Below are 11970 nucleotides of genomic sequence, written 5' to 3' on the forward strand. Positions count from 1 at the left end.
CCGACTGCGCACCTACCTGGACACCCATCCCGAACTCGACCCTGTTGACGTCGGATACACCCTGGCCGTGGGGCGGGCCCACTTCGAGCACCGGGCAATGGTGGTGGGTGAGACCCGGGATGACTTGCTGGCAGCGCTCAGGACTGCCAAGACCACGAGTGTTCGTGCCGGGCGGACGGCGTTCCTGTTTCCTGGGCAGGGAAGCCAGCGGCTGGGGGCAGGAAGGCAGCTTGCGGAGGAATTCCCCGTGTTCGCAGCGGCGTTGGACTCGGTCCTCACCGCATTCAACCCCCACCTGGACGTCCCGTTGCGTCAGGTGATGTTCGCGGCACCCGACTCGGAGCCGGCACGGCTCCTCGACGAGACCGGTTACACCCAGCCGGCGCTGTTCGCGATCTCCGTGGCCCTTTTCCGGCTGGTCGATTCATGGGGACTCAAGCCTGACTTCCTGCTGGGCCACTCGATAGGTGAACTGGCTGCCGTCCATGTCGCCGGATGCCTTTCGCTGCCGGACGCGTGCGCACTGGTAGCGGCTCGCGGACGACTTATGCAAGCTCTCCCTCGGGGCGGGGCGATGGTTGCCCTCCAGGCGTCCGAGGACCACGTCGCCCCGCGCGTGGCCGCGGCAGGCGACCGGGTGTCCATCGCCGCGATCAACGGACCAACGGCCGTGGTGATCTCCGGTGACGAGCAGTCGGTGCTCGACATCAAGGAGGAGTTCGAGCGCCGTGGCTGCAAGACCAAGCGGCTGCGTGTCTCCCACGCCTTCCACTCGGCTCATATGGATGCAATGGTCGACGAGTTCCGACGCGTTGCCGCCGGCATGACGTTCCACACACCCAGGATCCCGGTGGTCTCGGATGTGACGGGGCTTCTTGCCACTGCTGATCAGTTGTCCTCTCCGGACTACTGGGCCCGGCACGTGCGGGAAGCCGTGCGATTCCACGACGGCATGCGCCGGCTTGCCTCCCACGGCGTGCGCGCCTTCCTGGAGCTGGGCGCGAGCGGGGCGCTTTCCGGGATGGGGCAGGACTGCCTGTACGACGTCGAGGGAACGGTGTTCGCCACCGCGCTGCGTGCGGACCGGCCGGAACCCCAGAGCATCGTCGCCGCCGCTGCCCAGCTGCACACCCAGGGTGTGCGCGTCGACTGGCCCGCCTTCTGGGAGGACACGGACACGCGCAGGCAGGCACTGCCGACCTATGCCTTCCAACACCGGCGTTACTGGCTGGCCGACACGCCCAGCGCGCCACGTGGTGCCGACGTGCTCGGCCACGCCCTGCTCACCCACGCGGTGCACCTCGCCAATGACCCGGACACGCTGGTGTTCAGCGGCAGCCTGTCGCTGCGGACGCACACCTGGCTGGCCGATCACCTCATCCAGGGCACAGCCTTGCTGCCCGGAACGGCCTTCGTCGATCTCCTTCTGTACGTGGGCGACCAGGTCGGGATTCCCACGGTCGAGGAGCTGACCCTCGAAACACCGCTGACATTGCGCGAACAGGATCAGGTCGAACTCCAGATGACCCTCGGGCCCGAGGAGGCTGGGCGCCGGGAAGTGCGGGTGTACGGCAGTACCGAACACGGTGTCTGGACACGCCACGCCAGTGGTGTCCTGAAACACGCCGTCGATGCCGGGACCGAGGAGCTCGCGCCGTGGCCGCCGGCGTCAGCGACCGCAGTTGACCTGAGCGGCTTCTACGACCGGCTCGCCGACGACGGGTTCGACTACGGTCCGGCGTTCCGCGGACTGCGCGCGGCCTGGCGGCAAGGAGACGACCTGTTCGCCGAGGTCAGTCTGCCCGAAGAGCGCCACGACGAGGCCGGCTCCTTCGGGCTGCACCCTGCTCTTTTCGACGCCGCGCTGCACATCGCGAGCGGGGACGGGGCACTGCCGTTCGCCTGGACGGGAGTGTCGCTGTTCGCCGCGGGCGCCCGGGCATTGCGAGTACGGTTGCGCCGTACGGGACCGGCATCGGTGTCGGTGCTGGTGACCGATGCCTCTGGCCGGGCGGTGGCGGCAGCGGAGTCCCTGACGGCCCGGCCTGTCCCGACGCTGTCCCGCGGTCACTCGAACGCGCTGTTCCATGTGGACCTGGTGCCGGAGCAGGTCACGGCGGCTCCGGTTTCCTGCGTGCAGCTCGGCACCGGCGAACTGCCCACCGGAGCACGCTCGCTGCCCGACCTGGCCGCGCTGGTCGCGGAGATCGGATCCGGGATCGCGGTGCCGGAGGCGGTGATCGTCGAGGTACCGCGGGCGGACACCGCTCGGACCGCCCTGGCCAAGACGCTGGCTCTGATCCAGGCATGGCTGGCCGACGAACGACTCGCCACCGCCCGCCTGGTGTTCCTTACGCGGAGCACGCACGACGGGTCCGGCCTCGCAGCAGCCGCGGTCCAGGGCCTGGTGCGTTCGGCCCAATCGGAGAACCCCGGCAGGTTCGCCCTGGTCGACGTGGACGAGCACGATGCCTCCGCCACCGCGGTTCCGGCGGCGCTGACCTCGGTCGAGCCGCAGTTGGTGATCCGGGCCGGTGTGGCGCACGCGCGCCGGCTGGCCAGGGCAGCGCGGGACCTCGGGCAGGCCACCGAATGGGACCGCGACGGCACGACCCTGATCACCGGAGGCAACGGCGCGCTGGCCAGGCTGCTGGCCAGGCACCTCATAGTCGAGCACGGCGTGTGTAACCTTCTGCTCGTCAGCAGAAGCGACCCGGACCGCGCGCTCGGTGAGCAATTGTCCGCGCTCGGCGGAAACGTCATCCAGGCGAGCTGCGACGTGGCCGATTCCGCGGCACTTTCGGCAGTACTCCGGGCTGTGCCCGAGCACCAGCCGCTCACCGCTGTTGTGCACACCGCAGGTGTGCTGGCCGACGCTGTCGTCCCGGCACTGACCGAACAGCACATAAGCCAAGTCCTGCGTCCCAAGGTGGACGGCGCTCTCAACCTGCACGAGCTGACTCGGGACCTCGACCTGTCCGCGTTCGTGATGTTCTCCTCAGCCGCGGGCATCTTCGGCGCACCGGGCCAGGGCAGCTACGCAGCCGCCAACGCGATGCTGGACGCGCTGGCGGAGCAGCGCCACGCATCCGATCTTCCGGCGCTCTCGCTCGCCTGGGGGCCATGGGAACAGAGCGGTGCGATGACCCGAGACCTCGCGGAAGTCGACGTTCGCAGGATGAATCGTTCCGGTGTGCGGCCACTGTCCAACGAGGAGGGTCTCGCGCTGTTCGACGCGGCACGGGCAGCGGGCAAACCGGTGATGGTGCCCATCCGGCTGGACCTGGCCACCGTGCGACGCACCGACGACACTGACGTCGTGGCACCCGCCCTGTTGAAGGGGCTCGTCTCCCGTGGAAGCCGAGCCGTCGCGGCCGACCCGGGGCCGTCCCTGTCCGACCAGCTGGCCGGAAAGCCGGCTGACCAGCAGGACCTGGTTCTGCTGGACCTACTGCGCACCCACATCCGTGCGGTTCTGGGACATGGCCCCACGCACGAAGTCCCAGCAGACCGGGAGTTCCTCGAGCTGGGCTTCGATTCTCTGACCACCGTCGAACTACGGAACGGACTCACTGCGGCAACAGGGTTGCGCCTTACGCCGGCGGCACTGTTCGACCACTCCACACCGATGGCACTCGCCCAACACCTGCGCAACGAACTCACTGAGCGAGCGCCCACTCCCGACGCGTCAGCTTTCGTGATGGGCACATTGCTTCGGCAGGCCGCCGATACCCGCCAGGCAGGAGCGTTCCTGGAACTGCTCATCGAGATGTCGCAGTTCAGGCCCGCCTTCCACACCGGCGTGGAGAGCAATCCTGTTCGACTCAGCGAAGGTGGCCGTGGACCTGCCCTGATCTGCGTGCCCTCGATGCTGGCAGTATCGGGGCCGCACCAGTACGCCCGCTTGGCCGCTCCGTTCCGGGGGGAACGCGATGTGTGGGCGCTGCCCCTGCCCGGCTTCAACCGTGATGAGCAGGTGCCGGCAACTCAGCAGGCTCTGCTGGAAGCATTGGTCTCAGGGCTCGGAGAGGCCCGCCTCACGGAGCCGTTCGTGCTGTTGGGCCATTCCACCGGCGGCATTCTGGCCCACGCGCTGGCCGCACACCTGGAGGCGCAGGGGACGGGGCCGGCAGGGGTGGTGCTGGCGGACGTGCTTGATCTGTCCGAAGGTGACGAACGAGACTCCATCGCCCCCGCATTGATTTCGGCGATCCTCGAGCGCAACAACGTACATGTTCCAGTCGACGACACCCGCCTGACCGCGATGGGCGCGTATCTGAGGCTGTTCCAAGGGTGGAAGCCCACCGTCGTCGACGTGCCCACCTTGTTCCTGCGGGCATCGGAATCGATGGTCCAGGAGGCGGAGGCGGAGGCGGACGGAGGTCAGTGGCGGACCTCCTGGACCTTGGACCACGTCGCGCTGGATATTCCCGGCAACCACTTCACCATGCTGGAGCAGCACAGTGGAATCGCAGCCGGTCTCGTTGAGGACTGGCTTCGAAAATGTTCTTCCCAAGTGATCAACAGCGACCAACACGGCAATAAGCGGTGATCCCAGTGACACAGTCGATCCATGATTCAGCGCCGATGCAGAACGGCACGAAGATTCCCATCAAGGAAATCCTGTGCACCCTTTCCGCAAGGTGGTCACTTGAGGTTATGGTCGAATTAGACGGAGGTAGGCGCCGGTTCAACGAGCTCACCCGGCGGCTCGAAGGAATAAATCACAAGGTGCTCATCGAAACGCTTCACAAGCTTCAGCGTGACGGGTACGTCAGAGGCCCCCTCACTTCGTCGAAGAAATCTACCGGCAGATTGGTCGGATACGAACTGACCGAGCTGGGAATGACCCTGTTACAACTCGTCAGCGGTGTCAGGGAATGGCTTGATGAGCACGAGCAGAAAATAGTCAGCGCGCGGACCGACTTCGACTGGACGAAGGGGGAGATGGAATTTATGAAAGAGTAGGGTGCGCAGGATGGAGCGCCAATCTCCGCCGTCCGCGTCGTCGCAGCTGCGGCCGAGCCGATGAAGCCTGCGCTTGAGTGCATTGCGCTTCGGATGGTTCCACGGGAAGCGGAAGATTTCCATCTTGTTGCCTGGAGCCATCCCAGCAGATAGCGTGCCAATGGTGTTGATCAAGATCCGGGGCTTTCGCATGGACCTTGGAGGGGGGTCGTTTCGATTGGATGCACAAGCGTTGACTGCGCCCTCCAGCCGAAAGACGATGGAAACTGCGGCAGCCTCATGGTGACTTGGGGTTTCATCGCCACGATTTTCGCGATGGTGGCCGCGCCGGGGCCGTCATTCATGGTGTTGGTGAATGAGACGCTGCGTTTTGGACGTGGGGCCGGGTTGGTGACCATTCTCGGCAGCAGCACCGGGCTGCTTATGTGGGCGGTGGCCTCCGCCCTCGGGCTGGCCGCACTGACGCAGACCTCTCCGCTGGTGTTCACCGCCTTCAAGCTGGTGGGTGCCGCCTACCTCTGCTATCTCGCGGTGACGACGGTGCGCAACCGGTGGAAGTTCGGCCACCAGCCGGAGCAGGCGCCTGAGGAGCAGGGCGGCGCCGACCTGTGGCGGTCCTACCGGTCAGGGCTGGTCACCAGTGCCGCCAACCCTAAAATGGCCACCGTCTACCTGGCACTGATCCCGCAGTTCCTGCCGGTCGGCGGCGGTTCGCCCGCCGATGTGGTCACACTGACCGCCGTGCAGATCATGATCAGCGCCGGCTGGTACGCGGTGGTGGTCACCCTGGTCGGCCTGGCACGGCGGCTGCTGGCCATGCCGGCGATGCGGGTGGGACTGGCCTGGGTGAGTGGGGCGGTTCTGCTTCTGCTCGGGCTGCGCACCGCAGTGATGACGGGGCCCATGGCCTAACGGAACAGCCGGAAAAGCGAAGAACTCCAGGGAAGAGGGATTGCCTTGACGTCTCCTGTGAAGGTTGACACTCGGGTGTGCGAGATCATCGCAGCCGTACTCGGATCGGCCGCGCCGGCCGAAGTCAAGAGTGATGACGAGTTGCGCGAGATCGGAATCGACTCGTTGGCCATTCTTGAAATCGTCGTCCGAGTCGAGAAGGAATGTGGCATCACGATCGGTGACAGCGAGGTATTTGAGGCCGCGCTGCGGCGGGTTGACGATCTCGTGAAGCTGGTCCAGTCGCACGTGGAAAATTCCTAGAAACGAGGATCGGAAACGCATGGTGAATTCAGCAGAAGCCTCGCTGACCGCTGAAGAAATCGTTCCCACTCACTGGTACAACGTGCTGTCCGACCTCACCGGCGTTGAGGACGCGGCGAAGCTGCGCCAGGCAAGGCCGGAGGGCCGTGAGGGCGGTGGCGCGGTCGCCCCGCAGATCCCGCTGTCGATGTACCGGCAGAGCATGGGCCAGGAACGGTTCGTCGAGATCCCGCAGCCGGTGCGCGAGGAGTACTTGCGCTGGCGGCCGACCCCGCTCCACCGGGCACGCCGGCTGGAGCAGCTGCTCGATACCCCGGCCCGCATCTACTACAAGTACGAGGGCACCAACACCACCGGCAGCCACAAGCTGAACACCGCGCTGGCCCAGGCCTATTACTACAAGCAGGCCGGCATCACCAGCCTGACCACCGGCACCGGTGCCGGCCAGTGGGGCTCGGCCCTCGCGGTCGCCTGCCGCATCTTCGGCCTTGAGTGCACCGTCTACATGGTCCGGGTCAGCTACGAGCAGAAGCCCTACCGCCGGATCATGATGGAGATGAACGGGGCCAAGGTCATCTCCAGCCCCAACGAGAACTCCGAGGCCGGCCGCGCCGCACTGGCCCGTGACCCGAACACCGACGGCAGCTTGTCCATCGCCAACGCGGAGGCCTTCGAGCATGCGCGCCAAGTGGAGCGCTGCAACCTCTCGGTGGGCAGCGGGGAGAATCACGTCCTGTTGCACCAGACCGTGATCGGGCAGGAGGCGGTCCGGCAGTTCCGTGCCATCGGCGACTTCCCGGATGTGGTGATCGGCTCGGTCGGCGCGGGCAGCAACTTCTCCGGCATCTGTCTGCCGTTCTTCCACGAGAAGGTGCGCGAGGGCCTGGAGACCCGGTTCGTCGCGGTGGAACCGGAGGCATGCCCCAAGCTCACCAAGGGCCGCTACGCATGGGACTACAACGACTACACCGGCATCACGCCGATGACCAAGATGTACACCCTGGGGCACACCTTCGTCTCCCCGGGCATCCACGCCGGCGGCCTGCGCTACCACGGCGCCGCCCCCTTGGTGAGCGCGATGTATCACCAGAAGCTGATCGAGGCGGTGGCCTACCCGCAGCGCCCGGTGTTCGAGGCCGGCCTCACCTTCGCCAATGAGGAGGGCATCATTCCGGCCCCCGAGTCGGCGCACGCCATCCGGGGCGCGATCGAAGAGGCGCTGCTGGCCAAGAAGGAGGGCAGGGAGAAGGCCATCCTGTTCAACCTCAGCGGCCACGGGCTGCTCGACCTGTCGGCCTACCAGCAGTTCCTCAGCGGGAACATGACCGACATGGCGGCGTCGGACGAGTTGATCGCCTCATCGCTCGGACGCTTGCCGGCCATGGACGACCCGGGCGCGGCTGCGCGCTGACGACGAGCCTTATAGAGAGGGACAGGTCGTGCAACACCTGACTGACACGGTGCTGGACGTCGCAATCGTGGGCACCGGTCCGCGCGGGATCTCGGTGGTCGAGCGGATCGCGGCCAATCTGATGGCCGAGACGGAGCCGCCGAGCGTCAGAATCTGGCTGATCGACGCGGTGGAACTGGGAGCGGGCCGGATCTGGCGAACCGACCAGGAGACCAGCTTCCTGATGAACACCGTCGTCGGTGAGATCAGCATGTTCTCCGGGGTCTTCGACGGTGAGCCATGCCGGCCGGGCGCCGGCCTGTCCTTCCAGCAGTGGTTACACACGCAGCCGGAACCGGAACTGTCCGGACTGGACCATGACGACTACGCACCGAGGTACGCCTACGGCCGGTACCTGCGGTATGTGTACGACTCGGTGGTGCGAGCCATGTCCGGGCTCGGCGAGGTCGTCGAAGTGGTCGGCAAGGTGACCTCGTTGCGGGAGAACGGCAACGCTTACGAACTCCGCGTGTCCACCTCGGACGATGAGCGCACCGTGACCGTCGACGCGGTGGTGATCACCACCGGGCACGCCCCAGCGGAGCTGTCCGAGCACCAGTCCGAGCTGGCGCGGTTCGCACAGGACCGGTCCGAACTCCGTTACCTCAGCGGGGATTCGGCCGCCGATCTGGAACTGCAGTCGATCCCGCCCGGCGCTGCGGTCGGCGTCGTGGGGCTCGGCCTGTCCTTCTACGACATCCTGATGTCCTTCACCGTCGGCCGGGGCGGGAAGTTCAAGGTGAACGGCGACGGGGCGATGTGCTACGTGGCCAGCGGCAATGAGCCCTCGGTGGTCGCGGGCTCGCGCAGCGGATTGCCGATCCGTTCGCGGGGCCGCAACCAGAAGGGGGTGACCGGCCGCGCGGCGCCGAGGTTCCTCACCTCGGCCGCCATCGGCCGGCTGCGCGAGCGCAACGCGGTGCACCGGGGCAACCCCGCTCTGGACTTCGACCGGGACGTGCTGTCCTTATTACAGGCCGAAATCAACTACGTGTACTACACCACCCAGGCACGGACCCAGCACGGGCCGGAGCGTGCCGAGGCGGTCGGCGCCGAGTTGTGCGCACTCGGCCCGGAACTGGCGAGCTGGCGCGAGGTGGTTCTGCGCCACGGACTCGAGGACGTGGAGCCGGTCGACCTGGACCAGCTCTCCAGGCCGTTGCACGCCAAGCGGTTCGACTCCGGTGCCGACGTGGTCGCCGACGTACGGCGCATCCTGCGCGCCGACATCACGGAGGCCGGTCAGGGCAACGTGGACAGTCCGCTCAAGGCCGCGCTGGACGTCATCCGGGATTCCCGCGAAGTGCTGCGGCACGCCGTGGACTTCGGTGGCCTGACCCCGCGATCCCATCGGGCCGACTTCCTCGGCCGGTTCGTCTCGCGCACCTCGACGCTGTTCACCGGCCCGCCGCTGGAACGCACCGCGCAGTTCCTGGCCTTGATCGATGCCAGGGTGCTCGACGTGGTAGGGCCGGACGTGCTGCACGGATGCGACGCCGAGCAGGGCCGGTTCTTCCTGGAATCCCCGGTCGTCGAGGGCTCGCGCAGGCACTGCGACGTGCTCATCGACTCCCGGATCCCGACCGCCGGCCTGATCCGCAACACCGATCCGCTGATGCGGCAGCTGGTCGAGGAGCGGATGGCCGTCGACTTCGTGCACGGCGACACCGAAGAGATGTTTGCCACCGGGGCACTGCACATCACCCCGGCCGAGCGTCGGGTGATCGCCGCCGACGGCCGGCCGCACCGAGCCCTCTACGCGCTGGGCATCCCGACCGAGCGGGTGTGCTGGTTCACCCAGATCGGCAACGGCCGGCCGGGTGTGCACACCTCCTTCTCCAGGGACGCCGACGTGATAGCACTCAGCGTGCTGCGCCGGGCCGAGTCCAACACCTTCCAGTGATCGGGGACACGTTGTCCGGGCAAGACCATGCGTACCGGGAGTTCCGTGCCGCGCGGGACCTCCTTTTGCACCACGCCAAGGACCAGGACGCCGCGCGCAAGGCGTTCCGGTGGCCGCGGCCACGGCAGTTCAACTGGGCGACCGAATGGTTCGACCGGATCGCCGAAGGCAACGACCGGGTGGCGCTGCGCATCGTCGGACAGGGGGAGCTGACCTTCCAGGAGCTTTCCCGGCGTTCCGACCGGGTTGCCGGCTGGCTGCTGTCGCAGGGCATCCGCCGGGGCGACGTGGTGATGCTGCTGATGGACAACCGGATCGAGCTGTGGGAGCTGATGCTCGCCCTGATCAAGGTCCGGGCCGTTATCGCGCCCGCCTTCATCACCATCTCGCCCGAGGAACTGCGCACCAGGATCGGCAGGGCCGGAGCCCGGCATGTGATCGCCGACCATCGGATCGTGCCGGGGCTCGCCGTGGACGGGCTCGGGACCAGGATCATCGTGGGCGGGGAGCACGAGGGCTGGGTCGACTTCGCCTCCTCGGCCGAGCACGAGGACGACTTTGTGTCGGAGGGCCCCACCGAGGCCGACGAGCCGCTGTTCTACTACTTCACCTCCGGCTCCACCTCGCGGCCGAAGCTGGTGGTGCACACGCACGTCAGCTACGCGATCGGGCATCTGGCGAGCATGTACTGGAACGGGCTGAAGCCGGGGGATGTGCACCTCAACGTCTCCGCCCCGGCCTGGGCGAAGTACCCATGGAGCTCGCTGTTCGGGCCCTGGAACGCCGAGGCGACCGTGGTGTCCATGGACAATGCCGACGCGACCCCGCAGCGGCTGCTGGAGGTACTGAGGACCGGGAAGATCACCAGCTTCTGCGCGCCGCCCAGCATCTGGCGGGCACTGATCCGGACCGGGTTGCCCGACGGCCTGCCCGGGTTGAGGCACGCGGTCAGCGTCGGTGAACCGCTCATGGGCGACGTGGTCGAACAGGTCCGCAGGCTGGCCGGGGTGACCGTCCGCAACGGGTTCGGGCAGTCCGAGGTCACCGCCATGGCCGGGGTCACCGCCTCCTCCTCGGCGGACCCGGTCTCCATGGGCTACCCACTACCGGGCTACGAGCTGGTGGTGGTCAGGCCCGGCACCGATGAGCCGGCTCAGGAGGGCGAGCTGTGCCTGGACCTGACCAACAAGCCCGTCGGCATGATGCGCGGCTACCTCGACCCGGAGGACAACGCCACCAGCCATACCCCGGGCGGCCGCTACCGGACCGGTGACCTTGCCCGGTGGGACAGCGACGGTTCCCTGGTCTACCTCGGGCGCCGCAAGGATGTGTTCGAGGGACTGGACGGGGCGCTGATCGCTCCCCTCGAACTGGAACACGTGCTGGTGCTGCACCCCGCCGTCGCCGAACTGTCCGTGGTACCGGTGTCCGAGGGCAAGGCACTGGTACCCAAGGCGTACGTCGTGCTCAGCGCCGGCTGGAACGCCAGCCGCGCCACCGCCGAGGCACTCTTCGCGCACCTGCAAAAACATCTGCCCGCGCCCAAGCTCGTGCGGTTCCTGGAGTTCGTGGACGACCTGCCCCGCACCGAATCAGGCAAGGTCCAGCGCGAGGCCGTCCGAAGGCTGCGCAGGTCCCGCACCGTCGAGTTCGCCGCCGACCCACCGGCCGCCCTGGCGTAGCCTCGGCCGGTCGGCCGGTCATGGGGCCGTCGTGCGATCTGTGGCCTCCTACGCGACCGGACCTATCGGCAGCGTGGAGGCCACGTCTGACGCGTACCGGAACACGTACGCATGGTCGCCGCCGGATCTGCCTTTCGCACGGGAGCACTTGGGCCGGGCGCTGCCGCGGAGCACACAGCCGCTTCCCTCCAAGTGGTGGAGTGTCGCGTGTCCTCGTCAGACCGTTGCGGATGAGTGATCGGAACCCAACAGGGAGCTCACGGTCGTCAGCTGCTCCGATCCGATCAGCCGTGCGGCAAGCGTGAGCCCCGCCTCATGGGCCGCGACGCCCGCGTACGTCTGACTCGCGTCAGTGACAATCTGCGGCCTGACGCCCCGTTCGAAGGCGTCGACGGCCGTCTTCAGCACACACATCTCAGTCGCTATCCCGCAGATTACGAACTCCGTCCACTTGCGGAGCCGGACCAGCTTGTCCATTTCCTCGGTGAACGCGGAGTACCGCGCCTTGTCCACCACGGCGAAAGAGCGGGCTGCGTGGTCCGCGAGTTCGGCGATCAGCTCGTTCTCCGGAGGCGACCGAAATCCGGTCCAGTGCATGAGCCGCTCGTAGGGTGAACCCGGCGGGTTGAGAAACCGGGTGAAGACGACATCCCGCCCGGTGTGCTCCCAGCGCTCGACCAAGTCGACCACTGTGGGCACGATGGAAGCCGTCTCCGCGGTGATGAATCCGTTCTGCATGTCGACGACCACCA

General features: G+C 67.1%; 8 protein-coding genes. 7 read left to right on the forward strand and 1 reads right to left on the reverse strand.

Annotation, left to right across the window (positions count from 1 at the left end; all coding sequences use genetic code 11):
- Window positions 1-4 precede the first annotated feature (4 nt).
- The 7 genes from JK363_RS37230 (at window position 5) to JK363_RS37255 (ending at window position 11218) form a co-directional block, all read left to right on the forward strand.
- Entirely contained in the window at window positions 5-4552 is a 4548-nt protein-coding gene (locus JK363_RS37230; RefSeq protein WP_372444932.1) for an SDR family NAD(P)-dependent oxidoreductase, read from the forward strand.
- 35 nt (window positions 4553-4587) lie between these two features.
- A complete protein-coding gene (locus JK363_RS37235) occupies window positions 4588-4968 on the forward strand; it encodes a winged helix-turn-helix transcriptional regulator (protein WP_201882394.1) in 381 nt (126 codons plus the stop codon).
- A gap of 315 nt (window positions 4969-5283) precedes the next feature.
- Complete coding sequence (locus JK363_RS37240; RefSeq protein WP_201882396.1) at window positions 5284-5880, forward strand: LysE family translocator; 597 nt, start codon at window positions 5284-5286, stop codon at window positions 5878-5880.
- Window positions 5881-5955: 75 nt separating this feature from the next.
- Complete coding sequence (locus tag JK363_RS37245; protein ID WP_201882398.1) at window positions 5956-6183, forward strand: acyl carrier protein; 228 nt, start codon at window positions 5956-5958, stop codon at window positions 6181-6183.
- Window positions 6184-6202: 19 nt separating this feature from the next.
- Window positions 6203-7594, forward strand: a complete 1392-nt coding sequence (locus JK363_RS37250; protein WP_201882400.1) for a TrpB-like pyridoxal phosphate-dependent enzyme — start codon at window positions 6203-6205, stop codon at window positions 7592-7594.
- 28 nt (window positions 7595-7622) lie between these two features.
- On the forward strand, window positions 7623-9536 hold the full coding sequence (locus JK363_RS43335) for an FAD/NAD(P)-binding protein (protein ID WP_307822022.1): 1914 nt from the start codon (window positions 7623-7625) through the stop codon (window positions 9534-9536).
- 11 nt (window positions 9537-9547) lie between these two features.
- The gene (locus JK363_RS37255) at window positions 9548-11218 is read left to right on the forward strand and encodes an AMP-binding protein (RefSeq protein ID WP_236076446.1); all 1671 of its coding nucleotides are present in this window, start codon (window positions 9548-9550) and stop codon (window positions 11216-11218) included.
- A gap of 216 nt (window positions 11219-11434) precedes the next feature.
- Here the strand turns inward: JK363_RS37255 and JK363_RS37260 are convergent, their stop codons facing one another.
- The gene (locus JK363_RS37260) at window positions 11435-11968 is read right to left on the reverse strand and encodes a cysteine hydrolase family protein (protein ID WP_307822023.1); all 534 of its coding nucleotides are present in this window, start codon (window positions 11966-11968) and stop codon (window positions 11435-11437) included.
- Between the last annotated feature and the right edge of the window lie 2 nt (window positions 11969-11970).

The organism is Streptomyces coffeae (genome assembly GCF_016741875.1).
GTDB lineage: Bacteria > Actinomycetota > Actinomycetes > Streptomycetales > Streptomycetaceae > Streptomyces > Streptomyces coffeae.